The following is a 24,821-nucleotide window of genomic DNA, read 5'->3' as shown; positions in this document are numbered from 1 at the left end:
GCCTCAGCCTCGCCCGGGCGTCGCCATTAGAAGGACTTGCGGATGCTGGCGTACCACCAGCGGCCGCGGTTGGAATGGACGCTGCCGTTGTAGCCGAACCGGTCGTCGGCCAGCGGCGGGGCCTCGTCGGACAGAATTCGCGCGCCGGTCCGGGCCCGGGCGCCGTCCAGCGGGCCGCCCCTGTCGAATTCGTATTGGACATAGAGGTTGTGGGTCAGCCACTCGTCCACCACCCAATAGTCGTCGGTATCCACATAGGTGGCGCTGGTGTCGACGAAGTCGGAGACGTAGCTGGTGTACCAGCCTGAGGTCCACTGCCCCAGGTCCCACGTCAGGGACGCGGTGAACTTCCATTCCGGCCGGCCGTTCTGTCCGATCAGGTCTTCCACGCCGCCGACCGTCACGCCCGCGATCGTGCCGTCGGCCAGGGCGTCCAGCAGGATCTGATGCTGTTCGCTGGCCTCCTGATACAGTTTCAGCTTCTGGCTGGCGTTGAGGCTGAGCCGCCAGTCGCCGACCGGGGTGTCGCGCAGCGTGTAGAAGAGGCGGAAATCGAGGCCTTCAGACTCGCGCGGCTGCAGGTTCATGTACTCGTCGGTGATGTACAAGAGGTCGCCGACGGGCGCGAGGCCCGCTGCGGCCGCATCGGCGATCTGCTGGGCGTTGGGCGTATCGCGAACCACATTGGGGTTCGAACTACCCATCTGACGCAGGTAGTAGTCCCTGATCAGTTGGTTCGTACCGCCGAAAATTCCGACCAGATCCTCCTGCCGGATCTTCCAGTAATCGACGGTCAGCGTCAGGTCGCCGAACCGGTCGGACCAGAGTTCGGGTTCGAACACCAGGCCCAGGCTGAGGTTCTCGGAGGTCTCCGCCTTGAGGTCCGTGTTCCCCGACCGTTTTTCGATCCGATCTTCGCTGGTGCAGTAGTCGTTGCTGGTCGTCAGCGTCGGGATTGCGCCGATAGCGAGTTGCACCGCACAGGCGGCGTAATCACGCCGGCTGTTGGAGCGTTCGAAATCCGGCTGGTGGAGTTGCAGCAGGTTGGGCGCCCGGAAGCCTTCCGACCAGGCGCTGCGGAACATCAGCCAAGGCGTCGGGCGATAGGCCAGCGCGATCTTCGGGGCCCCGACCGTTCCGAACAGGGTGTAGTTCTCCACACGACCCGCAATCTGGAGGTCGATCGACTGCACCAGCGGGATGTTCATCTCGGGCGAGACGACCGGTACGGCCAGTTCGAGGAAGGCCGAGTAGACGTTGCGGGCGCCCGAGCTGTCCGGGGTGTAGGACACGCCCATCACGTCGCTCTGGGATACGACGCCTGCCAGGTCCGTAAAGGTGATGGTTCCGTCCAGACGCGGGTCGCGATCTTCAGCGAAGGTTTCGCGACGCGCCTCGACCCCCGCCGCCAGGCCCACATGTCCAGCCGGGACCGGATAGAAGTCGCCCTTGGAGACCTTGAAGTCCCACTGCATGAGCTCGGTCTCGGCATAGCGGTAGACCTTGACCATGAAACTGTCGATCGTCTCCTGGCTGTTCAAACCCGTCGCACCGTTCTGGGGACTGGTCAGGTCGCCGCCCACAAAGGGATTATAGGCGTCAGGCGTCGTCCTATTGATCGCGTGCTGGAGCAAGGTCATGCTGACCCCGTCCATTTCGTCGGTCGTTTCGGCCTTGCTGTAGAGCAAGGCGCTTTCCCAATCGAAGCCGACGCGTTCGCCGCGCAGACCGCCCAGATATCGAGTGGTGACGTTTTCGACCTCGACCTCCCGATAGCCGAGATCGGCGAAACGGTAGTCCTGAATCTGGATCGCTGAACCGGTCGTCGGCACCCCGGACAATCCGCTCAGCCGGGCGGTCACGCCCGTGGCGCCGAAAGGATTCCAATAGGCGGTCGGCGACATGAGGACGCGCTGCGTGTCCAGCGGCGTGTCCTGCTGGCGCTGCGACCAAGTCTCGCCCCAGTAGTAGCTCAGCTCTCCGAAGAACTCGACGCCGTTATCGAACTCGTGGTTGATGAAGGTGAACAGATTGGCGCGGTCCACCGCCGAACTGATGGTCCGCATAGAGTCCAGATCATATCGGAGATTGTTGTCCTCGCTCGTCGTCGACAGGGTTGAGTTGTCGAAACAGGTCCCCGTCGTATAGGCGCCGGTGATGCAGCCGGCGTTGGTGCTGGGCTGAACGTGGAAGGTGCCGGCGGTAGATGTCAGGGTCGTTCCGTTGACGCGCGTGGTGGTTCCCGCGTTCTTGTAGGTCTTCGGATCCAGCTTGATGCCCTCAGCCCAGGCCGTGATCGTGCTGTAGGTCCCATAGTCGAGGCCAGAGGCGCGGCCGTTGAAGGCGGCCACCCGCCCCGCGACCGTCGCATAGTCGCGTTCCCAGATGTAGAGCGGATCCCGGGTCAGGTAGCCGCCCATGATCGAGACGTTGGTCTTGCCGTTGTTGAAGTCCTTGCCAGCGTGAAAATCGAAGGAATATTCCTCCATTCCCCCTTCGTCGTGCCCCATGGCGGCCTGGACCGTGAAGCCTTCGAAGTTGTCGCGCAGGACGTTGTTGACGACGCCGGCCACCGCGTCGGTGCCGTAAAGCGCCGCAGCGCCGTCCGCGAGAACCTCGACCCGACGCAGGCCGAATGTCGGGATGGCGTTGGTGTTGACCGTCTGAACCGGCACATAGCCTTCGATCTGCGTACCGGGGTGAGGCACCAATCGCCGGCCGTTCAGCAGTACAAGCGTATTGCCCGTGCCGATCGAACGCAGATCGATCGACGCCACATCGCCCCGCGCATTGTTGATCCCGCCGTTGTCGCTGTCCGCCTCATTGAAACCGACGTCGCCCATCTGTGCGATGGAGCGGTAAAGATCGTCGCCGTCTGCGGCGCCGATCGCATCCAGATCAGACTGGTCGACGACGGTGACCGGCAGGGCTTCGTTTATGCGTGTCCCCCTGATCCGGCTACCGACGACCACGACCTCTTCGACCTCGGCTGCGCGTCCGTCGCCGGGCGTTCGCTTTTGCAGGATAATGGTCGATCCCTCGTGCGAGGCGACGTAGAGGTCGGTGCCTTCAAGCAGGCGGCTGAGCGCGTCTTCGACGTCCATCTGCCCCGAGACGGCGGGTCCGACGCGGCCCGTGAGGTGGCCGGTGGGCGCTGAAATCGTCACGCCCGCCTGACGCGCCAAGTCAGGAATGGCTTGAGCGAGCGGCTGGGCCGCCACATTGAACTGCCTCACCTGAGCAGCTGCCCCATGGGCGGCCACGACAAGCACCCCGCCGGCGACGCCCGCCGCCAGCCAACTCTTCCACGACACCATGAGATCCCCCGATCCGTCTGTCTATGTTCCCCCGGCGCACCGGACATAGACAAGACGGTTCAGGGATCAGAAATCCTCCAGCGTCCGGAAAATATTTAACCGTGAAGAAGCTGAATCCGGGTCGAGCTGATTTCCGCGCGGAGGTTCAGACTGCGCGCCGCCGCCCGGGCGAAGGCCGCAGGATCGTTCGCTTCGAACAGGCCGGTGATCTTCATTTCGGCCACGTTCCGATCCGCCAGCAGGATCGGAACTTCGCTGAAGCGCGCGAACTCGGCGGCCGCCTGTTCGAGGCTGTCGTTGTGGAACTCGATCTTTCCGTCACGCCAGGCGAGAAGCCGCCCGGTTTGGGGCGCATCGACGAAACGAGGGCTGGTCGCTTCGCCGCCGGCCAGGCTGATCAGCTGGTTGGCGGTCAGGATGTGCGCCCTGTCCCGCCCGACCCGCATATGGACCGATCCCGCCAAGGCGACGATCTCGAGCGGCGCCTGATTCAGCCGCTTCAGCAGGAATGCGCCGTCATAGGTGGTCAGCACCGCGCCCGCAGCCCGCATGACGAACGGCCGCACGGGATCGACGGCCACCTCGAACAGGGCTTCGCCGTACATGAGGACGACTTCCCGCACAGATCGCGTATAGCGGACGCTGACCTGCGACAGGGTGTTGAGCGTCACGACGCTGCCGTCATCCAGTTTTACCGAGCGAATCTCGCCGCGCTGCGTGTCGAGACGTTGAGACCGCCGCCAGTAGGCGGCGGCCAGACCCGTTCCGCTCAACATCGCCACAGCGACGCCCGCCGCCAGCAGAGAGCGTCGCGCGACCATCGGTTGTTCGGCGACGGGTCCGCCTGCCAAGGCCGCCGCTTGTCTGGTATGAACCGCTATGGCGCGGGCGCGGGCGAACGCGCCCAGGCGACGTGGGTCCTCTCCCGCCCAGGCGTCGAATTCCCGCTGATGCGCCGGTGAAAACGGCCCACGATCAAGCCGCGCGGCCCACAGGGCGGCGCGGCGATCGATCTCTTCAGCCGTTTCCGTCTCTGCCATCCGCCCTTCGTCCGATCCGCACGTTTCGCAACCTAGACGCATCTGGAGCATCATATCCTCCATCGGCGTATGCGGCCATCAAGAGGACAAAGGCCTTGGCTATGTGCTTTTCGACGGTGCTTTCCGGGAATCCCGTCTCCCGCGCAATCTCTTTTTGAGAGCGTCCTTGGACCCGACTGAGAATGAAGATGCGGCGTGTCTTATCGGGAAGGCGGTCAATCATTTTCGCGAGAAGCCGAAGTTCGTTTCGGCCCGCGACTTCGTCTTCTGGCGTCACCGCATCTGCCGCCACCTGAAGTCTGTCAATATCTGCGACGGCGTCGAGCGGCACCACGCTCTTCCGTCTTAAGCGATCGACTGCAGCAGACCGGGCCGTGCGAAAAAGATAAGCGCGCACGTTAAGGATGGATCCGACATCCGCGACACCGATCAGTTTCGCGTAGGTTTCCTGCACGATATCATCAACGTCGGCTGGCGATGCCGCCCGGCGCAACCATGCGCGCAGCGCAGGCTCATGCGGCATCACGCTTCGCGCAAGCCAACGCGCTGTGTCTTCTGAAACCCCCATGGCCACAGAGACTGGCACGCGCCTTCACAAGGCAGCAAGCCCGCGATCTCTGAAATCACCCGCACCGGGAGGATGCCCTCCTTTTTTCGGGCGCTGTCGCGCAGTTGTTACAAAGCCAGCGTGGACGGTCGATAAAAACGTCCGTCGCCGCTCCGTTTGCCTAGGTTCTGGACTCATAAGCCCTGAGCCAGAGGCGGGTCGAGGCCAGCAGGACGGTGGCGAGGATGTCTCTTGCCAGCTTGTCGAAGCGGGTTGCGACGCGGCGGAAGTGCTTGAGGCGGATGTCCCGATCGCAGCGATTTCGACCTGGGCACGGGTGGGCAAATGCGGATCAAGCGCCAATAGATGGCGCAACTCAAGAGCATAGGCTGAGCATACGTCCTGCAAATCTAGCGCCGTAGTCCTACAGGATCGCATTGGCCGAGCCGGAGCGCCAATGTCGCCCTGTCGGCAACCCCCACCTTCGCCAGAGGTCGCACCCGCATGCCCGCCGCCTCTCACTCCCACTCGATTACATCAGCGCCAGTAGTGTTATGATCTTTAGGTGTTTTTTCACGCATGAAGCTGACGGCACCGTGTCGCTGTCCGAAAATACACAGGACTGTTGAAAACACTGATGAAATATTACCATGTAAAAAGCGCGTGATCACGACATCTTTCGAGATGTATTGACAATGTCAAAAGCATCGTTTGTCAACGAATCGCGCCGGTGCACACCTTACTTCTCAGATACCATGAGGGCCTACCGCGAGAACAGCCTCGGTTTACGGGTCGATCTCATCCGCCTCAGCCGCAGCGGCGCCCCTCGGTCTCGCCGCGTCAAAGTCGCGAGCAGCCGCCAGTCGGCCGAGAGCCCGGGCCAGATTGAGCAACCCCTCCTGCGCGCGGGCAGCCTCCTCCGGCGTGCTCCGCTCCAGCACTTCCACGCTCCCGTCCGCACCCAATCGCACGATGCCCATGGTCGCCCCCTGTTGTGTCGGTAGGGGGCCATGCCGGCACCGACACGTCCAGTCACGGCCCTGCTACTGATCCGGGTTCTCGACCATGGCCAATTCAGTTCCTAGGTCGCACGGCTGTCCCCTACAACGAAGGCGCAACACTACCCGCCGATGGCCCTGCCAAGTCGGACAGGATCGGGCAATCGGGACGATCATCGCCCGCGCAACAGTGGGCAAGGTGCCGCAGTGTGTCGGCCATAGACTGCATCTCAGCGATCTTGGCATCGAGATCCGCGACGTGTTTTTCCGCGACCGTCTTGACCTCGCGGCTGGGGCGCGCGCGGTCTCTCCAAAGCGCGAGCAGCTGACCAAGTTTCGGGCACGCCGGATGAAGCGCAGCTCGTTGATGTCCCGCTCGCCGAAGTCGCGATAGTTGCTATCCGTGCGGTCCGCTGGCCGGATGAGGCCGACGGACTCGTAGTAGCGGATCATCTTGGTCGACACGCCGGTCGCCTTGGAGGCCTGGCCGATGTTCATGCGACATCTCCTTCGAAGCGGGTCTTGAAGCCGCGCAGACGCAACGCATTGGTCAGTACGCTGACGCTCGACAGGGCCATCGCGCCGGCCGCGAGCATGGGCGACAGCAACCAACCGAACAGCGGGAACAGCAAACCCGCCGCCACGGGGATCAGCACGACGTTATAGCCGAACGCCCACACCAAGTTTTGACGGATGTTGCCCATCGTGGCGCGCGACAGAGCGACAGCGTTCACCGCGCCGCGGAGGTCTCCGCCGGTCAGGACCACATCCGCGCTCTCGATGGCGACGTCCGTTCCGCCTCCGACGGCGAGGCCGACATCCGCCGCCGCGAGAGCTGGAGCGTCATTGACGCCGTCTCCGACGAAGGCGACGCGACGGCCGCCGATCTGAAGGGCGCGGACCGCCTCGACCTTGCCGTCCGGCAGGATCTCGGCGTGCACCTCGTCGATACCGAGGCGGCGGGCGACGGCCTCGGCCGTGCGGCGATTGTCGCCGGTGACCATCGCGACCTTCAGACCCAGCGCGTGAATGGCGGCGATGGCGGCCGAGGTTGTGGGCTTGATCGGATCGGCGACGGCGATGATCGCTGCCAAGCGGCCGTCGATCGCCGCGTAGAGCGGGCTCTTGCCCTCCTCTCCCAATTGCTCGGCCTGGACGGCGAAGACGGTAAGATAGTGGCTCAAGCCGCGCATCAGCCGGTCGGCGCCGACCTGAACGGATCGTCCGGCGACCCGGCCCTCGGCGCCAAAGCCGGGACGAGACAAGAAGGTCTCAGGATCAGGAACCGGCAGACCTCGCTCCTCCGCGGCCCTGATGATGGCGCGGGCGATCGGATGCTCCGACCGGGTCTCCAGCCCGGCGACAAGGCTGAGCACCTCGTCCTCGGCAAAGCCTTCGGCGACGGTGAGGTCCGTCAGTTCCGGCCGTCCCTCGGTCAGGGTGCCGGTCTTGTCGAAGCGACGACCTCGACGCTCTGGAGCGCCTCTCCCTTGCGGAACAGGATGCCGAGTTCGGCGGCGCGGCCAGTCCCGACCATGATCGAGGTCGGGGTCGCAAGTCCCATGGCGCAGGGGCATGCGATGATCAGCACCGCGACCGCATTGACGAGGGCGAAGCCCAGCGCCGGCTGCGGGCCGAAAACGAGCCAGACTCCGAAGGTCAGCACGGCCACGGCGATGACGGCGGGCACGAACCAGCCGGTGATCCTGTCGACCAGCGCCTGGATGGGCAGCTTGGCGCCCTGGGCCGCCTCGACCATACGCACGATCTGCGCCAGCACGGTCTCAGAGCCCACCTTCTCAGCCCGAAAGCGGAAGGCGCCCGCGGTGTTGATCGTGCCGCCGACGACTTTGGTGCCCTCGATCTTCTCGACCGGGATCGGCTCGCCGGTCAGCATGGACTCATCGACATACGAGCCGCCGGACAGCACCGAACCGTCGATCGGAACGCGTTCGCCGGGCCGGACGACGATCACGTCGCCGGGCGTGACCTGATCGATCGGCAGTTCGATTTCCGATCCACCCCGTTCGACGCGGGCGGTCTTGGCCTGGAGCGTCATCAGACGGCGAATGGCCTGGCTGGTCTGGCCCTTCGCGCGCGCTTCGAACCAGCGGCCGACGAGGATCAGGGTGACGATCACCGCCGCCGCCTCGAAATAGAGGTTGGCGGTCCCGTCCGGCAGCCATTGGGGGAAGAATGTCGCGACGGTCGAGAAAGCCCAGGCGGCGGTGGCGCCGAGCACGACCAGCGAGTTCATGTCCGGCGTCAGCCTGACCAGGTTCGGCACGCCTTTGCGGTAGAAGCGCAGACCCGGAACGAAGAGCACGAAGGTCGCCAGCACGAAGCTGATGATCCGCCATGGCGTCATGCCGATGGAGTCCATAAGCCAGCCGTGGGCGCCGGGAACGAAGTGCAGCGCCATCTCGATGACGAACAGGGGAAGGGTCGCGGCGCCGGCGACGGCGACGGCGCGTCCCAGGCTGCCGATTTCGGCCGCTCGCGAAGCCTGCTCGCGATCCTCGCTGGTCGCTTCGGGCGCGGAAGCCGCCTCGGCGGCGTAGCCCGCCTTGGCCACGGCCTCTGTCAGGGCGCGGGCGTCAATGGCGCCTTCCAGAACCCGGACGGTGGCGCGTTCCGTCGCCAGGTTGACGTGCGCATCGAGGACGCCGGGCGCCGCCTTCAGCGCGCGCTCGACACGGCCGACGCAACTCGCGCACGTCATGCCCGTGATCTTCAGTTCGACGGTGCGTTCGATCGGCTCGTAGCCGGCGGAACGGATCGCCTCGGTCACCGCCGCCGCAGAGCCGGCGCCGTCCAGCTCCACTCGCGCGCGTTCGGCCGCGAGGTTGACCGTGGCGCTTTTCACGCCGGGCGCGGCTCGGATGGCCTTCTCGACCCGCCCGACACAGCTGGCGCAGGTCATGCCCAGCACGGGAACGTCGAGGATTCGCAAGGGCGTAGTTGTCATCGGGACGGTCTCCAAAATCGAAGTCCCGCCCTTGATGAAGGTTCCAGTCATGGGAAGGTCAAGGACCCCGCCAAAGCAGCGTCACACGACGTCGCTTGGCGGCGCGATCGCTCCTAGCCTATCGCACCGCCTCCCGGATTTTCGGCTGCATGTCGGGCGTGAGCACCGCCGGGCGGGCCGGTAACGGTTGGTCAGCGCGTTCTCCATTTTGATCGATGTCGGCGAGAAGAAGCTTCATTTCCTCGATCTCACGAACCTGACTGGAGATGATCTCGTCCGCCAGTTCTCGCACACGGGGGTCGCTGATCGACGCCTTTCGAGCGTTATTGATCGCGATCGAATGATGCGGGATCATCGCCTTCATAAAGCTCGAGTCGCTGACCAGCGTCTGCGAGCGGTTCATGTAGAGCAGCGCGACGCCAAGGACGGCGGCCGTAACCACGATCACGGTCTTTGTGCGCTTGCCCTCATACATGGCCCACATGAACCCGAGCATGATAATGGTCATGAAGCAGCCCATGATGAGCGACGCCATCATCCGGTTCAGACTGAAGAAGACGTGATCCCAACTGTAAACCAGCTGATACATGAGGAAGAACATCACCACCGTCGAGGTGGCGATCATGCCGGCGAACCGGCCCCAACCCATTTTCATTTTCACTCTCCCAGTCCTTGTTCTTGAAACCGGGGCAACGGATGGGACCGGCCGGCTGTTCCGGTCTCGGCGGTCAACCGGACGGCTCAGTGACGATGATGAGCGTGCACGACCGCGTGACCTTTACCCCGCGCGATCAGCCAGCGATTGACGGGAAAGGCGGCGGCGCCGGCGATCGCGAGCGCGGCTCCGAGGCTGCCCCAGAAGAGCGGCGAGTCCAGATGAGCGTCCATCGCGCCGGGAATGACCAGCATGATCGCGTTGTCCACGATCTCCATGATCGCGATCGAGACCGTGTCCGCCGCCAAAGCCAGTTTCAGTACCGCCCCGAACGCCAATCCGGCCCGCAGCAGCGGGACCATGGTGAAGGCGTAGCCGAAGATGAAAGCCAGACCGACGGCAAGGGCGATGGTCTGCAGGGCGCTCCATCCGAGCGCCGTTCCGACGGCCATCCCGATAACCTCGCCCACGGCGCAGCCCGACAGGCAATGAAGCGTCGCGGCGAAGGCTAGACGGTTCAACGATACGCCGTGAGCGTGCGCCTGCGTCATGGGCTCGTGTCTTGCGAAGGACGGAGATTGAGCAGCACCCCTTGACCTTCCCATCTTGGGAAACCCCACCTGCCTGATCGTCGATCGACAAAGGAGATGACGATGATCGAGTTGAAGGTTGAGCGGATGACCTGCGGCGGCTGCGCCGCGACGGTGCGGGCCGCCGTGCTGGAGGTCGCGCCCGCGGCCCGGATGGAGATTGAGATCGCCACCGGGACGCTCAGAGTGGAGGGAGACGCCGACGAGGGCCGCGTCCGGGCGGCGATCGAGCAGGCCGGCTACGGGGTCGCCTGAGCAGGATCGCAGCCGGTCCCTGGATCGGCCGCGATCGTCCATCATTGAGGGACGCGCCCCTACGGCGCGTAGAGAGAACCATAACGCCGTAACCGGCAGAACGTCTGGAGACCCAGTATGCGTAACTTCAACCCTGCCCCCTTCGTCGCCATCGCGACGGCCGTTGCTCTGGTCGCTGGCCCCGCGGCGGCTCACGCCCGCCTGGTTAGCGCCTCGCCGGCGGCGAACGCCACGGTCGCGCCGACGCGGACGGTGAGCCTGACCTTTAGCGAGCGCAGCGTGCCCGCCTTCTCCAGCTTCGACGTCGTCAACGCAGCAGGTGAGAAGGTCGCGATCCGGGTCTCGGCATCGGAGGACGGAAAGACCCTGACGGGAACCCTGGCTCGCCCATTGACGGCCGGCGCCTATCGCGTCGACTGGCGCATCGCGTCGAGCGACGGCCACCGGATGACGGGATCCTACGCCTTCTCGGTTCGGTGACCCCGTGCTTGAAGTCGCGGTCATCGCACTCCGCTGGCTTCAATACAGCGGCGCGGTCGTGCTCCTCGGCGCGCCGCTGTTCCTGCTCTACAGCCTCAAGGGCGGCGACGGGAGGCGACGGACGTTCGCTCTCCGGCGAGGGAAAATCTGCCGCCGCAGAATGGATATCAACTGCTCTGGCAGGGTCGCTGCATCCTTTGTCTTCGAACGCGGCGAGAGAGGGGACATGCAAGGTGTGGCGCCACCTCCTTTAGCTGCATGCGGATCGGATCTGAGCTCACCGCCTTTGATGACATTTGCGTCAGTGATCGGGGTGTGGAATGATCGAGGAATGTGGAGCTTGCTGCGCATACTGATCGTTTCATTGGCGTTTGTCGGCTTCGTCGCACAATCGGAAGCGAGAGCGACAGCCATCTTCATGACGCCGGCTGAGGCTCCGGCTGAAATGAAGGACTGCCCCGACATGGGCATGATTTCAGCGGATGCTGCTCCGCGTCCTCAAAAGGCGCCATGTAAAGAGTTGACGGCGGACTGCATCGCCAAGATGGGCTGTGGTCTGGTTTCGCCGGTGCTTGCGATCAGCCCGTCTATTGATCGCCCGGCCCCGACACTTTCTCTTGCTTATCGCTCGGTCAGCCACCCGTTAGCCGGGCTTCTCCCCTCGCCGCCTCGAGATCCGCCAAAATCTTGACCTTGACCGCTTTATCGTGAGTCCGCGACGCCTGTGCGCCGCCGGGCTATGGTTGAACGGCTGATCTCCAATTCTTCGGAATTGGAGCGGGTCAGGAGTCCTTATCTTGTTATACAGATTTTCCGGCAGGGCGCGCCGCATCGCGTCTGGCTGGGTTCGCGCGGCCGTCGTCGGTTGCAGCCTTTCTGCCGCCGGCTACGCGCGCGCCGAACCTCTGACTTATGATCAGGCCCAATCCCTGGCGAATTCGGACGCGCCAATTGTCCGCGCTCGAACCTTGGACGTCGAGGCGGCCGAGGCTTCGGCTGAGGCGGCCGGTCGTCTTCCCGACCCGCGTCTAAAGTTCGGCCTCAACGGATTCCCGGTCTCCGGCCCCGCGTCTGGCCGGTTTGATGGCGTCATGATGACGAACGTCCAGATCGGACTGCAGCAGGATGTCCCCAGCCGGGCCCGGCGTCGTGCCGAACGCGACATCGCGGAAGCGGACATCGGCGTTGCCCGAGCTCGAGAAGAAATAGTTCGGTGGCAGGTCCGGACCGCGACCGGCCAAGCTTGGATCGAACTTTACTACGCTGAGCAAAGACTGAAGCTGTTGGAGGAGGTGCTCTCCAACCTTGATCCTCTGTGGGACAGCGCCCCCGCCGGCCTCGCCTCGGGCGCAGGTCGACCAGCGCAGATCCTGGGGCCTGTTGAGCTTCGCGCTTCTCTAGAAGATCGCCGCGACGCCCTGAGAATCGCCCTTGCAAGGGCGCGCGCTGAACTCTCACGCTGGACCGGAGATCCGGCCCCCACCACCATCGGATCACCGCCCGTAATCGACCTCGAGCCTGAGGATGTGGACGTCGATCTCTCGGGACTTCCGACTGTCCGCGCCTACGACGCTTTCGAGAGGCGAGCGGAAGCAGAGCTAGATCTCGCACGGGCCGGTCGTCGCCCCGACTGGGCGTTCGAAGTCAGCTATGCCCGCCGAGACCCGATGTTCGGCGATTTGGTTTCGCTGGGAGCCAGCGTGCGTCTTCCACTATTTCAAGACACGCGACAGGCGCCAATCATAGCAGCGCGGGGGGCAGCGGCTCGCCGGGTCGGTGCAGAAGGCGAGGCCGCGGAGCGGGAGTGGGCGGCGAAACTGTTGACCGACATTGCGGAATATGAAGCCGCTCGAACCCAGTGGATTCGCGCCCGGGATGTTGTTCTGCCCAACTTGCGCACGCGAGCCGATCTGGAAACCGCCAGCTACGCGGCCGACCGCGCCGGGATTCTGGAGATTCTGGACGCCTTCACCGCCTTGGCCGACGGCCGGTTGGACGTCCTCGACAAAGAGGCCGAAGTGGCGCGCCGGGCGGTTCTCTTCACCCTGACCTACGGGAGCGATCAATGATCCGCATTGGGCGCAGAAAGCTTCGCCTTGCCGCCTACGCGGCCGGGCTGGTGATCCTTGGCGGCGTGGCCGCTCTTGGACTGACGCGGCTGGGAGGCGGCGAGGCGCCCGTTCCCGCCGCTGCGGGCGAACGCGAGGTCCTCTACTGGTACGACCCCATGGTCCCGGCCCAGAAGTTCGACAAGCCGGGCAAGTCGCCCTTCATGGATATGCAGCTGGTGCCGCGCTATGCCGATGAGGGGACAGGCTCGGCGGCGGGCGTTCGCATTGACCCGGCGCTGGTTCAGAACCTGGGTGTCCGGTTCGCCACGGCCAGATCAGGCACGCTTGAGGGGGATCTGACCGCCAGCGCCGTGATCGATTACAATGAACGGGATTTGGCCGTGGTTCAGGCGCGCGCGGCTGGTTTCGTCCAGCGGGTCTACGGACGCGCGCCCGGCGACGTCATCGCCGCCGGGGCGCCGCTAGTCGACCTGCTAATACCGGATTGGGGCGGAGCCCAGCTCGAATACCTCGCGGTCCGTCGCACCGATGACGCCGCCCTGATCCAGGCGGCGCGCCAGCGGCTGTTGTTGCTGGGCATGCCGGAGCCTCTGATCACGGCGGTCGAGCGCTCCGGTCGTCCGCGCACCACGGTGACCATCACCAGCCCCATCAGCGGCGCCATCAAGGCCCTGGGCGTGCGTGCAGGGATGAGCGTGCCCGCGGGTCTGACCCTGGCCGAGATCAACGGCCTGTCGACCGTCTGGCTGAACGCCGCCGTGCCCGAGGCCCTGGCGGGGCAGCTTCGGGTCGGTCGATCGGTCGACGTCAGCCTGGCGGCCTTCCCGGGCGAGCGGCAGGCCGGTCGATTGACGGCGCTCCTGCCAGAGGTCGCCGGCGACAGCCGGACCCTGACGGCGCGGATTGAACTGCGCAATCCGGGGGGGCGGCTTCGCCCCGGCATGTACGGACAGATCACCTTCGGCGGCTCGTCGACGCCGGCCCTGCTGGTGCCGTCGGAGGCGGTGATCCGCACCGGCCAGCGCACCCTGGTGATGCTGGCGACGGAGGGCGGGCGCTATCAACCGGCCGAGGTCCGGGTCGGGCGCGAGGCCGGGGGGCAGTCGGAGATTCTCGCCGGACTGCGTGACGGCGAACGGGTCGTCGCCTCGGGTCAGTTCCTGTTCGACTCCGAGGCCAGTCTGTCCGGGATCGAAGCGCGCAGCCTGGAGCAGGCCAGGGCGCAGACCGGAGCCGCGAATTCGGCGCCGGGACCGGTATCGGCAACGGCTGCGACCCCAACCTACCGGGCGAGTGGGCGCGTGCAGGCCATCGGGGGCCGTTCAATCACCTTGGCGCACGGCCCTGTGCCGGCTCTGGAGTGGCCCGCCATGACCATGACCTTTGCGGTGCCGGATGCGGTTCCGCTGGCCGGCCTCTCAGTCGGAAGTCGGGTTGATTTCACCTTCGACAGGGTCGGCGGCAATCCTACCATCCGCAGCCTGACCCGGCGGGAGGCGAGCCGATGATCGCCGCCATCATTCGGGCCTCGGTCAATGGACGCTTCCTCGTCCTGCTGGCGACGCTGGCGCTGGTCGCCGGCGGCCTCTGGGCCGTGCGCAGCACCCCGGTCGATGCTCTCCCTGACCTGTCGGACGTGCAGGTGATCATTCGCACCTCCTATCCCGGTCAGGCCCCGCAGATCGTCGAGAACCAGGTCACCTATCCGCTCGCGACCACCATGCTGTCGGTGCCCGGAGCCCGCACGGTGCGCGGCTATTCCTTCTTCGGCGACAGCTATGTCTATGTGCTGTTCGAGGACGGGACCGACCTCTACTGGGCCCGCTCGCGGGTGCTGGAGTATCTCAGCCAGGTCCAGGACCGCCTGCCCGACACCGTCCGACCCGCGCTGGGTCCGGACGCCACCGGGGTCGGCTGGGTCTATGAATACGCCCTCGTCGACCGCACGGGTCAGCATGACCTGTCGCAGCTGCGCAGCCTGCAGGACTGGTTCCTGCGCTATGAGCTCAAGACCGTCCCCGGCGTGGCCGAGGTCGCCAGCATCGGCGGCATGGTGCGCCAGTATCAGGTGGTGCTCGACCCCGCCAAACTGGCCGCCTACGACGTCACTCACCAACAGGTCGTGGCGGCGATCCGGCAGGGTAATGGCGAAGCCGGCGGCTCGGTCCTGGAGCTGGCCGAGACCGAATTCGTCGTGCGCGCCAACGGCTATCTGACCACCCTCGACGACTTCCGCGCCGTGCCGATCCGCACGGCCGCGGGCGGCGTTCCGGTTCAGCTGGGCGATGTCGCCACGATACAGATCGGCCCGGAAATGCGACGCGGCATCGCCGAGTTGAACGGCGAGGGCGAGGTCGCCGGCGGTGTGGTGATCCTGCGGTCGGGCGGAAATGCGCGCGAAGCGATCACGGCGGTGCGTGAGCGACTGGAAACCCTCAAGGCCGGATTGCCGGCGGGCGTTGAGGTCGTAACCGTCTATGATCGCTCGCAGCTGATCGATCGCGCCATCGAAAACCTCAGCACCAAATTGCTCGAGGAGTTCATCGTCGTCGCGCTCGTTTGTGGCCTGTTCCTGTGGCACGCGCGTTCGGCCCTGGTGGCCATCATCACCCTGCCGCTGGGCGTGCTGGCGGCCTTCATCCTGATGCATCTGCAGGGCGTCAACGCCAACATCATGTCGCTGGGCGGCATCGCCATCGCCGTCGGGGCCATGGTCGATGCGGCCGTGGTCATGATCGAGAACGCGCACAAACATATCGAGCGATGGGAGCATGATCATCCCGATCAGACCCTTGCAGGCGAAGCCCGCTGGCGGGTGATCACCGAGGCCGCCGTCGAGGTGGGACCGGCCCTGTTCCTCAGCCTGGTGATCATCACCCTGTCGTTCATCCCGGTGTTCAGCCTTCAGGCCCAGGAGGGGCGGCTGTTCGCGCCGCTGGCCTTCACCAAGAGCTATGCGATGGCGGCGGCGGCGATCCTGTCGGTCACCCTCGTGCCGGTGCTGATGGGCTATCTGATCCGGGGCCGGATCCCGGCCGAGCAGAGCAATCCGATCAACCGCTGGCTGACCCACATCTACCGCCGACCGCTCGACTGGGTGCTGCGGCGTCCCCGCGCCACCCTGCTGATCGCCCTGGCGGTGTTCGCCACCTCGGCCTGGCCGATCAGCCAGCTGGGCGGCGAATTCATGCCGCCGATGGACGAGGGTGACCTGCTCTATATGCCGACCGCCTTGCCGGGCCTGTCAGCGGCGAAGGCGTCCGAACTGCTGCAGCAGACGGACCGCATGATCCGTTCTGTGCCCGAGGTGGAGAGCGTGTTCGGCAAGGCCGGCCGGGCGGATACGGCCACCGACCCCGCCCCGTTGGTGATGTTCGAGACCACGATCCGCTTCAAGCCGCGCGACCAGTGGCGGCCCGGGATGACGCCGGAGAAGCTGGTCGAGGAATTGGATGCGGCGGTACGCGTCCCCGGTCTGGCCAATATCTGGGTGCCGCCGATCCGCAACCGCATCGACATGCTGGCCACCGGGATCAAAAGCCCGATCGGGGTCAAGGTCTCCGGCGCCGACCTCCAGGCCATCGACCGGATCGCCGCCGAGGTCGAGGCGGTGGCCAGGACCGTGCCCGGCGTCAGCTCGGCCCTGGCCGAACGGCTGACGGGCGGGCGCTATATCGATATCGACATCGATCGACAGGCGGCCAGCCGCTACGGTCTCAATATCGCGGATGTCCAGAGCATCGTCGCGGGGGCGGTCGGCGGCGAAACCATCGGCCAGACGGTCGAGGGGCTGGCCCGCTATCCGATCAGTGTCCGCTATCCGCGCGAGATCCGCGACAGCCTGTCGGAGCTCCAGGCCCTGCCGGTGCTGACGCCCTCGGGCCAGCAGATCACCCTCGGCACGGTCGCTGACCTTCAGGTCACGGACGGTCCGCCGATGCTGAAGTCGGAGAACGGCCGCCCCACGACCTGGGTCTATATCGATGTTCGTGGCCGTGACTTGGCCTCGGTCGTCGGCGACCTGCGGTCGGCGGTGGCCGAAAAGATAACTCTAAGTCCCGGGGTGAGCATCGCCTATTCCGGGCAATTCGAATATCTGACGCGCGCGGCCGAACGGCTGAAGATCGTGGTCCCGGCCACCCTGCTGATCATCTTCGTGCTGCTGTATCTGACCTTCGGGCGGTTCGACGAGGCGGCCTTGATCATGGCCACCCTGCCGTTCGCCCTGACCGGCGGGGTCTGGCTGCTGTATCTGCTGGGCTATCACCAGTCGGTCGCGACCGGGGTCGGCTTTATCGCCCTGGCCGGTCTGGCGGCCGAGTTCGGCGTGGTGATGGTGATCTATCTGAAGACTGCGCTCAACGACCGGGGTCCAAACTCCGAACCGGCCGAGGTCGAGACCGCTGTCCGCGAAGGAGCCCTGCTGCGGGTTCGGCCCAAGGCCATGACCGTGGCGGTAATCCTAGCCGGTCTTTTCCCGATCCTGATCGGCCACGGGGCCGGTTCGGAGGTGATGAGCCGCATCGCCGCGCCCGTCATCGGCGGCATGCTGACGGCGCCTTTGCTGTCCATGCTCGTTATTCCCGCAGGCTATCTGCTGCTGCGACGCCGCAGGTCTCGCTCGAAGACGTCAATCCAAGGAGAAACACCATGAACCACGCCCTGATCCTGTCCGCCGCCGCCGCCCTCGGCTTAAGCGCCTGCGGTCAATCCGAGACCGCGCCGGCCGCCGACCCGGCTCCCGCCTCTGAAATGCCCATGGCGTCGAACGCGTCCGACATGCCGGGGGCGCCGGATATGTCCGGCATGCCGATGGCGGAGGGGCAGGACGCCAAGACCGGCGCCGGCACAGGCACGATCACGGCTGTCGACGCCTCGGCCGGCACCGTCACCATCGATCATGGCGCGATCCCGGACGTGGGCTGGCCGGCCATGGCCATGACCTTCACGGCCCAGGCCGCTGTGCTGGCGGACGCCAGGGTCGGAGACCGGGTCGCTTTCGACGTCTCGATCCACGACGGGGTCAATGAGGTCACCGCCCTGCGCCCGCAGTAGTCGGACGCCGAGGCCCGCGGGGGGCCCGTCTTCGGACGGGCCTGAACAAGGAGAACGCGCGATGATGGATGAAAGCGGAATGGGCTGGATGATGGGCGGCATGGGGCTGGTCAGCCTTCTGGTGATCGTCGCTCTGCTGCTCGCGATCGCCGCCCTGATCAAATGTCTGCGGGGGCGCGGGTGATGGCGGCTCCAGCCAGCGATCGGCCGGTCGTCATCGTTACCGGCTCGAGCGGTTTCATCGGCTCGGCCCTGGTCAAACGTCTGGCCAAACGCTTCCGGGTGATCGGTTTCGATCGCGACCTGCCGCCCCATCCCCCTGCCGGCGCCGAATGCGTCTGCATCGACCTGGCGGATGACGCCAGCGTCGAGGCGGCGTTCGACCGGGTCCGAACAGGATACGGGCGCAAGATCGCTTCCGTCATCCATCTGGCGGCCTTCTTCGACCTCAGCGGCGAGCCCGACCCGCGCTACGAGGCGGTGACGGTGCGCGGAACCGGCCGCCTCCTGGACGGCCTCCAGGCCTTCGACGTCGAACAGTTTGTCTTCTCCAGCACCATGCTGGTGCACCAGCCGACGGAACCGGGCCGGCCGATCGACGAAACCGCGCCGCTCGACGCGAGTCTGCCCTATCGCGAATCCAAGGTTCTCACCGAGGCCTTGATCCGCGAAAAGCGCGGCAAGATCCCCGCCGTCTTCCTGCGGCCGGCCGGTATCTATGACGACGGCGGTCACTCCGCCTTCCTGGTCCAGCAAATCGCCCGCATTTACGAGAAACGGGCCAGCGCGCGGATCTATCCAGGCAGTCTGGCCACCGGCCAGCCCTCCCTGCACCTTGATGACCTGATGGCCGCCATCGCTCGGGTGATCGATCGACGCGCGGATCTGCCAGAGGACTTTCCGGTCCTGCTCGGTGAGACCGACGTGATGACCTATGACGAAATCCAGCGCGATCTCGGTCGGCTGATCCACGACGAGGCATGGGAGACGCTCTCCATTCCCAAGGCCGCCGCCAAGGCGGGAGCCTGGGCGGAAAGCGCCGTCTTCGATGGGGATGGTTTCATCCGGCCGTGGATGGTCGACATCTCCGGAGACCACTATGAGCTCGACCTGACTGCGGCGCGGACCCATCTGGGCTGGTCTCCGAAACACACCCTACGCAAGAGCCTGCCGACCATCGTCGCCGGGCTGAAGGCCGACCCCTTCGCTTGGTATCAGGCCAACAGGCTCAACGCGGCCAGGGTCGCTGACGACAAGGTCGAGGCGGCGGCGGGGCGGGCCCACGCCATGAAGCCGGCGGAACACAGTCGGATGCTCGCCGAGCACACCCGCTCCATGCGCAGCATGCATTTCGACATGCTGTGGGTGCATTGGCTGACCATGGGGTTGGGCCTGTGGCTGGCGACGGTTCCGTTAATCTTCGGCGTCTTCACCCAGACCGAGTTCTCGGCCGCCATCCTGACGGTCACCGAGGAACGGAATCTGTGGGCGCCCGCCCTTCGCAACGCCCTGAGCGGCTGGAACGACGTGATCAGCGGCGTCCTGATCATGGTCTTCGCCGGGTTCTCCATGTCGCCGAGGGGCGGCTGGGCCCAATGGGCCAACACCGTCATCGGTATCTGGCTGCTCGGCGCCTCCATCCTGTTCTGGACGCCGAGCGCGGCGGTCTACAGCAACGACATGCTGGTCGGCGCCCTGGTGGTGGCCTTGACCATCCTGATCCCGATGATGCCGGGGATGAGCATGGAAGGGATGATGGACGAGACTGACACCCCGCCGGGCTGGAGCTATTGTCCTTCGACCTATCTCCAGCGCGTTCCGATCATCGCCCTGGGCCTGGTCGGTCTCGTGCTGTCAAGGATTCTCACCGCTTATCAGCTAGGCCATATCGACGGGGTTTGGGAGCCGTTCTTCAATGTTCCCGGGCCGCTCAACGGAACCGAGCGCGTCATCACCTCCGACATGTCCAAGGCCTGGCCGGTTGCCGACGGCGGGGTCGGGACCATCACCTATATGATCGAGATTCTGATGGGGGCGATGGGCGGCCGGGCGCGGTGGCGCACCATGCCGTGGATGGTCTTGTTGTTCGGTATCGTCGTCGTTCCGCTCGGCGTGGTCAGCATCTATTTCATCATCGCCCAGCCTATCGTCATTGGCACCTACTGCACGCTCTGCATTGCGGCGGGCATCGCCATGCTGATCATGATCCCCTATTCCCTCGACGAACTGGTCGCCATGGGACAGTTCATGGTGCTGAACACCCGCCGAGGACGGCCCTTCTGGCGCGCCTTCTTTCGCGGCGACGCCCTGCCCGGCGGGACGATTGATCGCCGGGCCGGGTTCGGGGATGGAGTTCCGGCCGCAGCCGCCTCGGCGCTGCGGGGCGTCAATGCGCCATGGACCCTGGTGGTCTGCGCGGCACTTGGGGTCTGGCTGATGTTCTCGCGACTGGCCGTCGGGACTGAGGCGCCTCTCGCTGACAGCGATCACCTGATCGGAGCCCTGATTGTAACAACCTCCGTCATTGCCATGGCGGAAGTGGCGCGGCCCCTCCGCTTGCTGAACATTGTCCTGGCGACCTGGCTGGTGCTTAGCCCATGGATCATGGAGCAAAGCGGATTGATCTCTACGATCTCCGTAGTGCTCACCGGCTTGGCCGTCATGGTGCTGAGCCTTCCGCGCGGCCGCCGAAGCAAGGAGCATTACGGCGCCTGGGATCGGTTTATCGTCTAAGATTTGAGGGTTCACCCCGATTCAATTACCGACGACCTGGCCCCTCGGCGGCACCAAGTGCCGTCCCTGACCAAGGTTTATCGTTTCGCTGCCTGGATCAGGGGCGCCCTCTGCACCCTAGTTTCCAGGACCGCCCGGCCGCCGGAACGCCCTGAACGCCTTCAGATCCCGCGCCAAACGGATCCAGAGCAGGATGATCCCCGTGATCACGATGCTCAGGGTGAGAACGGTCGTGATGATGATCAGCGGGTGGTTGAAGTTCTCGCCGGTCTTCCAGTCCATGATGTGGAGCCGCCAGAAGAAGTCGTAGAACCGCCAGACGCCGGAACGGCGCGTCACCACCTCTCCGGTTGCCGGCGACAGGTAGAAGGTCGTCTGCTCGCGGTCGGCGAAATCGACCCTCCAGAGCGGTCCTGTCCGGCCGGTTTCCTGAGGCGCCGTGGCCAGCAGCACGGCGTCGGACACCTTCGCCTCGCCCTTGTAGCCCGTCCGGGCGAACGCCGAGGCCTCGCCAGCGGACATCGGCCCGAACGGAAGGCCCGTGACGGCGGACACGACGACGGGCTCTCCGTCCGCCGGTTTCAAAGTCCAGGCGGGTCCGCGCGGCGTCGTGCGCAGCTCCGCCTCGACAGGGGCCACGCCCGCGCGACGGGCCACGACGGCGAGGGTCGGAAGAGCTCCAACCTCAAGCAGAGCCGGCTTGAGTTCGGCCGCGCGATGTTCGCTACGCACCGTCTCGATCGGAATGACGGTCATGACCAGACCGCCGCCGACCCAGAACAGAACCTGCAGCCCCACCACGAGGGCGACCCATTTGTGAAGCTGGGTCGACAGCCTGAGAACCTTCATGGAACGAACCCGACTAGCCGTGACGCGCGAAGACGCGTGTGCCGCCGCCCTCGAGGATCAGCAGGGTCTCATAGGGCTCGCGCTGGCCGTCCGGCGTCTCCATGCCCGGCGACCCCAGGGGCATCGCCGGAACCGCCAGGCCCACGGCCTTGGGACGCTCGGCCAGAAGCCGTCTCACGTCCTCGGCCGGCACATGGCCCTCCAGAACATAGCCCCCGATCAGGGCGGTGTGACAGGACGCGAGGGCTTCGGGCACGCCTTGGGTGCTGCGGATCGAGCGGAGACTGGGAAGCTCGCTGATCCGCGCCTCGAAGCCCGCGGCGCGCATGTGATCCACCCAGGCCGTGCAACAGGCGCAGGTCGGCGTCTTGTAGACGGCGAGCTCGTTCGACGCGCGACCGACCGGGGCGCAGGCCGCGACCGCCAGGGCGCCCGTTCCCATGGCGATGAGACTGCGGCGTGAGAGTGGAATGGAGTGGGATCCCATGAGACCTCAAGAAAACGATGTGCAAACGGCGCTGACCGTCGCGGTCGCGCTCAGGCCGCCGGACGGAAAGGCCGCGCCGAGGAATGATAGATGTCGAACCTCCACTCGTCACCTCGCTTGCGCAGGACGCTGGTCGCGGCGCCGCGGCGTTCTATGGGAGCTCGCGCGCCGTCCTTGAAGGTGATGTGGTAGGTGTAGGTCTCGCTTACGAAGGCCGTATCGCCATCGACCTCGATCTTCATGTCGTGGTCGCGGAAGTCGAACCCAGCGAGATCGGCGAACTCAGGACCCAGATGGTGCTCCAGATAGTAGGCGAACGATCCCTCCACGCCGCCGTTCTCGAAGATTTCGGAGTCGGACCAGAACAGGGCCGGCGTCTGCGACACATCCATCCGCTCGATGGCGGTCTTGTAGGCGGTGACCACGGCGCGGACCTGTTGTTCGTCCGCGGTCTGGGCCTGCGAGGCGGTGGCGAGGAGAGCGGCGACCGCCAGTCCGGCGAAGGTTGAACGAAACATCGTGGGCGAGGCTCCTGTTTGCCGGCCGCGAAAGGTGTGTCGGACGGGCGTGGGTGAAAAAACGAGAAGGTTGAACGACGGCGCGGCCTTCAGAACATCAGATGTCTCACGCCGTGGGTCAGCATGCCGCCCAAGAGGCCGTTGATCACGACGGCGACGGCGGTGAGCGTCAACAGGCCGATGTAGACTCTCTCGCGCCCGGGCCCCGGCCGGCGGACCCAGTGCTCCTTCGCCCACCAGCTGAGGAGGCCCAGCGCGGCGATCGAAGTGCCGAGCCATCTGTGAGAGGCGTGGGTCGCGTCGTCCCGTCCCGGCATCCCCATGGCGAACCAGCCCAATGCCACTGCGCCGACCGCGGAGATGGCCGCCAAGGCGATGATGACGCGCGTGCCCTGGGTCAGGACCGGACGCCGGAGGGTCAGGGCGGCGATCTCGAGGAGGGCGGCGACGAGGAACAGGGCGATCGGAAAATGCACCGCGGCCGGGTGCATGGCGCCGAGCCAGCGGTACAGGCGCTGCGGCATGGGTTTCGGACCCTCGTCCGCCATCATGGCCCCGTGGTCCATGTCGGCCGCCATGCCGGGCATGGCCATCATGTCCGATTGCGGCCCCTCGGCGGTCGATGCGGCGCTCTGGCCGCGAACCGCCGGGGCGTCATGATCCTCGTGCGCGATCGCGGGCGCGCTCACCGACAAGGCGAGCGCGAGTCCCAATGCCGGGAAAAATCCGCGTGATGTCATAAACCCTCTCCACTCCTGTCCCTTCTGCTATCTACGCAGCGCGAGGTCCGCCCCCTCGCCCGAGGGATGTCACGGTCTTGGCCGTAGTAGGATGTAGGGGCGCAAGGAGAGTGTTCGATGTCGCTTAAACTGGATGACATTCTGGCCGAGTCCGCGATGACGCCCATCGGCCGGTCGCTCGACGGGCTCGAACCGCTGGTCTGGAGCCGGGTCGAGACGCTTCGTGGCGAACGACTGGCCACGCAGGTCCGTCTCGGCGCGGTCGCCGTGGCCCTCGCCACCGGTCTGACGGCGGGCGGCGTCGGCGCGGCCGCCGCGCCGAGCCCGCCGGGAGAGATGGCCATCTTCACGGTCGATGCGGGCCTGTCGCCTCTGGTGAGACTGGAAACCGGGCGGTGATGCGCGGCTGGCGCGCGATCGTCCTGACGGCCGTGCTGGCGGCCGTCGCCAGCGGCGCGGGCACCTGGATCAGCGCCAGCTGGGTGCTGAGCCGGCGCGAGCCGCCGTCCCTGCACGACATCGTGCACCACGATCTCAAGCTGTCGCCTGACCAGTTGACGCGCATCGAGGCGGTCGAGGCCCGGTTCGCCGCGCGTCGGCCCGCGCTCGAAGCCGATGTCCGCGCGGCCAACCTCGAGCTGGCGCGCGCGATCGAACAGAGCGACGGCGACGGTCCCCCGGTTCAGGCCGCGGTCGACCATTTCCACGTCGCCATGGGCGCCCTTCAGAAGGAGACGATAGCCCACGTCTTCGAGATGCGGTCGGTGCTGACCCCTGCCCAGGCCGAGGTCTTCGACGACCGCATCGTGGCGGCTCTCGCGCCCGACGAAGGCTAGCGTTCCGGGTGGAGAGTCCAGCGAACCTGTCAGCGCGCGCCGCCGGCGGCGATCGGGCGGCCTTCGGCGCGTTGATGCAGCAGACCAAGACGGCCCTGTTCCGCTTCGTCCGGCGCTATGTCGGCGACGAACAGGATGCGTGGGATCTGCTGCAGGAGACCTATGCGGCGGCCTGGATCAATATCCGCCGCTATGACCCGGCCCGGCCCTTCGAGGCCTGGATCCGGACCATAGCGCTCAACAAATGCCGGGACTGGAGCCGCCGCCGGTTCGTCCGACGCCTGATCCGGGGCGACGTCGATCTGGCATCGCCGGAAGCCTTGGCCGTGGCGAACGGCGACGAGCCGGCGGATGAACGGATGGAGGCTGGCGACCGACTCGCCCGTCTGAACGAGGCGATCAGCCTTTTGCCGCCGCATCTCAAGGCCCCGCTGCTGCTCACCGCGATCGAGGGGCGCAGCCAGGCGGAGGCGGCCGAAATCCTCGGCGTGACCGTCAAGACGGTGGAGACGCGCGTGGCGCGCGCCCGTCGCAAGCTGTTCGACGTCCTGGGCGGTCCGGGCGACGTCCCGCCGGCTCCGAAATGACGCGGATGAGGGCCGGACGACGAGGGCTGCGGCGCTCGCCCGCGTAAACCAGTATGAAGGCGTCGAGGGAAATACCTGACCGTCGCCCTCTTAT

The 24,821-nt window shown here is 65.8% G+C and carries 23 protein-coding genes and 2 pseudogenes; 12 read left to right on the top strand and 13 right to left on the bottom strand.

Going from position 1 to position 24,821, the window contains the following annotated elements:
- Positions 1 to 26 precede the first annotated feature (26 nt).
- From JMT67_RS00560 to JMT67_RS00525, 9 genes and pseudogenes are all read right to left on the bottom strand, one after another.
- Positions 27 to 3,317 (bottom strand): TonB-dependent receptor, encoded by a 3,291-nt coding sequence (locus tag JMT67_RS00560; RefSeq protein ID WP_201462426.1) that lies wholly within the window; start codon positions 3,315 to 3,317, stop codon positions 27 to 29.
- Positions 3,318 to 3,412: 95 nt separating this feature from the next.
- Positions 3,413 to 4,357 (bottom strand): FecR family protein, encoded by a 945-nt coding sequence (locus tag JMT67_RS00555; RefSeq protein ID WP_201462425.1) that lies wholly within the window; start codon positions 4,355 to 4,357, stop codon positions 3,413 to 3,415.
- Positions 4,335 to 4,880: an RNA polymerase sigma factor gene (locus JMT67_RS00550; protein ID WP_182713699.1), complete on the bottom strand. Its 546-nt coding sequence runs from the start codon at positions 4,878 to 4,880 to the stop codon at positions 4,335 to 4,337. The genes JMT67_RS00555 and JMT67_RS00550 overlap by 23 nt, the downstream gene beginning before the upstream one ends.
- 205 nt (positions 4,881 to 5,085) lie before the next feature.
- Positions 5,086 to 5,205 (bottom strand): annotated as a pseudogene (locus JMT67_RS00545) (IS5/IS1182 family transposase); the annotation flags it as partial.
- 800 nt (positions 5,206 to 6,005) lie between these two features.
- Positions 6,006 to 6,400, bottom strand: a pseudogene (locus tag JMT67_RS00540) (Cu(I)-responsive transcriptional regulator).
- A complete protein-coding gene (locus JMT67_RS16545) occupies positions 6,397 to 7,320 on the bottom strand; it encodes an HAD-IC family P-type ATPase (RefSeq protein ID WP_456061822.1) in 924 nt (307 codons plus the stop codon). Before JMT67_RS16545 ends, JMT67_RS00540 begins: the two are co-directional and overlap by 4 nt.
- Before the next feature lie 17 nt (positions 7,321 to 7,337).
- Positions 7,338 to 8,870 carry a heavy metal translocating P-type ATPase gene (locus JMT67_RS16540; RefSeq protein WP_456061814.1) on the bottom strand — a complete coding sequence of 511 codons (1,533 nt, stop codon included), beginning with the start codon at positions 8,868 to 8,870 and terminating at the stop codon, positions 7,338 to 7,340.
- A 118-nt stretch (positions 8,871 to 8,988) separates the two neighbouring features.
- Positions 8,989 to 9,525 (bottom strand): DUF305 domain-containing protein, encoded by a 537-nt coding sequence (locus JMT67_RS00530; RefSeq protein WP_201463932.1) that lies wholly within the window; start codon positions 9,523 to 9,525, stop codon positions 8,989 to 8,991.
- Positions 9,526 to 9,611: 86 nt separating this feature from the next.
- On the bottom strand, positions 9,612 to 10,076 hold the full coding sequence (locus tag JMT67_RS00525; RefSeq protein ID WP_201462424.1) for a DUF4396 domain-containing protein: 465 nt from the start codon (positions 10,074 to 10,076) through the stop codon (positions 9,612 to 9,614).
- Between the two features lie 102 nt (positions 10,077 to 10,178).
- Here JMT67_RS00525 and JMT67_RS00520 point away from each other — a divergent pair, with 102 nt between their 5' ends.
- From JMT67_RS00520 to JMT67_RS00485, 9 genes are all read left to right on the top strand, one after another.
- Positions 10,179 to 10,370 (top strand): heavy-metal-associated domain-containing protein, encoded by a 192-nt coding sequence (locus JMT67_RS00520; RefSeq protein WP_201462423.1) that lies wholly within the window; start codon positions 10,179 to 10,181, stop codon positions 10,368 to 10,370.
- A gap of 117 nt (positions 10,371 to 10,487) precedes the next feature.
- Positions 10,488 to 10,850, top strand: coding sequence for a copper homeostasis periplasmic binding protein CopC (gene copC / locus JMT67_RS00515; protein ID WP_201462422.1), 363 nt, complete (start codon positions 10,488 to 10,490; stop codon positions 10,848 to 10,850).
- Between the two features lie 4 nt (positions 10,851 to 10,854).
- Entirely contained in the window at positions 10,855 to 11,541 is a 687-nt protein-coding gene (locus JMT67_RS00510) for a hypothetical protein (RefSeq protein ID WP_201462421.1), read from the top strand.
- A gap of 106 nt (positions 11,542 to 11,647) precedes the next feature.
- On the top strand, positions 11,648 to 12,919 hold the full coding sequence (locus JMT67_RS00505; protein WP_233455743.1) for a TolC family protein: 1,272 nt from the start codon (positions 11,648 to 11,650) through the stop codon (positions 12,917 to 12,919).
- Positions 12,916 to 14,430 (top strand): efflux RND transporter periplasmic adaptor subunit, encoded by a 1,515-nt coding sequence (locus tag JMT67_RS00500; protein WP_201462420.1) that lies wholly within the window; start codon positions 12,916 to 12,918, stop codon positions 14,428 to 14,430. Before JMT67_RS00505 ends, JMT67_RS00500 begins: the two co-directional genes overlap by 4 nt.
- Positions 14,427 to 17,576, top strand: a complete 3,150-nt coding sequence (locus JMT67_RS00495) for an efflux RND transporter permease subunit (RefSeq protein WP_201462419.1) — start codon at positions 14,427 to 14,429, stop codon at positions 17,574 to 17,576. The genes JMT67_RS00500 and JMT67_RS00495 overlap by 4 nt, the downstream gene beginning before the upstream one ends.
- Positions 17,573 to 17,977, top strand: coding sequence for a copper-binding protein (locus JMT67_RS00490; RefSeq protein ID WP_201462418.1), 405 nt, complete (start codon positions 17,573 to 17,575; stop codon positions 17,975 to 17,977). The genes JMT67_RS00495 and JMT67_RS00490 overlap by 4 nt, the downstream gene beginning before the upstream one ends.
- Positions 17,978 to 18,038: 61 nt before the next feature.
- The gene (locus JMT67_RS16360) at positions 18,039 to 18,161 is read left to right on the top strand and encodes a hypothetical protein (protein ID WP_267904126.1); all 123 of its coding nucleotides are present in this window, start codon (positions 18,039 to 18,041) and stop codon (positions 18,159 to 18,161) included.
- Positions 18,161 to 20,710, top strand: coding sequence for a vitamin K epoxide reductase family protein (locus JMT67_RS00485; RefSeq protein ID WP_201462417.1), 2,550 nt, complete (start codon positions 18,161 to 18,163; stop codon positions 20,708 to 20,710). Before JMT67_RS16360 ends, JMT67_RS00485 begins: the two co-directional genes overlap by 1 nt.
- Positions 20,711 to 20,827: 117 nt before the next feature.
- Here JMT67_RS00485 and JMT67_RS00480 read toward each other — a convergent pair whose 3' ends face one another.
- The 4 genes from JMT67_RS00480 to JMT67_RS00465 form a co-directional block, all read right to left on the bottom strand.
- Positions 20,828 to 21,559, bottom strand: a complete 732-nt coding sequence (locus JMT67_RS00480; RefSeq protein WP_201462416.1) for a PepSY domain-containing protein — start codon at positions 21,557 to 21,559, stop codon at positions 20,828 to 20,830.
- A 13-nt stretch (positions 21,560 to 21,572) separates the two neighbouring features.
- Positions 21,573 to 22,046, bottom strand: a complete 474-nt coding sequence (locus JMT67_RS00475) for a DUF411 domain-containing protein (protein ID WP_201462415.1) — start codon at positions 22,044 to 22,046, stop codon at positions 21,573 to 21,575.
- A gap of 50 nt (positions 22,047 to 22,096) precedes the next feature.
- The gene (locus tag JMT67_RS00470; RefSeq protein WP_054765336.1) at positions 22,097 to 22,564 is read right to left on the bottom strand and encodes a YybH family protein; all 468 of its coding nucleotides are present in this window, start codon (positions 22,562 to 22,564) and stop codon (positions 22,097 to 22,099) included.
- 89 nt (positions 22,565 to 22,653) lie between these two features.
- Positions 22,654 to 23,253 (bottom strand): DUF2231 domain-containing protein, encoded by a 600-nt coding sequence (locus tag JMT67_RS00465; RefSeq protein WP_201462414.1) that lies wholly within the window; start codon positions 23,251 to 23,253, stop codon positions 22,654 to 22,656.
- Between the two features lie 168 nt (positions 23,254 to 23,421).
- Here JMT67_RS00465 and JMT67_RS00460 point away from each other — a divergent pair, with 168 nt between their 5' ends.
- From JMT67_RS00460 to JMT67_RS00450, 3 genes are all read left to right on the top strand, one after another.
- Positions 23,422 to 23,703, top strand: coding sequence for a hypothetical protein (locus JMT67_RS00460; protein ID WP_066551049.1), 282 nt, complete (start codon positions 23,422 to 23,424; stop codon positions 23,701 to 23,703).
- Positions 23,703 to 24,140: a Spy/CpxP family protein refolding chaperone gene (locus JMT67_RS00455; protein WP_054765334.1), complete on the top strand. Its 438-nt coding sequence runs from the start codon at positions 23,703 to 23,705 to the stop codon at positions 24,138 to 24,140. The genes JMT67_RS00460 and JMT67_RS00455 overlap by 1 nt, the downstream gene beginning before the upstream one ends.
- A 74-nt stretch (positions 24,141 to 24,214) precedes the next feature.
- Positions 24,215 to 24,727 (top strand): RNA polymerase sigma factor, encoded by a 513-nt coding sequence (locus JMT67_RS00450; RefSeq protein ID WP_183217334.1) that lies wholly within the window; start codon positions 24,215 to 24,217, stop codon positions 24,725 to 24,727.
- Positions 24,728 to 24,821 lie beyond the last annotated feature (94 nt).

It is taken from the genome of Brevundimonas aurantiaca, assembly GCF_904830995.1.
GTDB classification, from domain to species: Bacteria; Pseudomonadota; Alphaproteobacteria; order Caulobacterales; family Caulobacteraceae; genus Brevundimonas; species Brevundimonas aurantiaca.
Note: the sequence above shows the minus strand (reverse complement) of the source record. Positions and strands in the feature narration are given on the sequence as shown.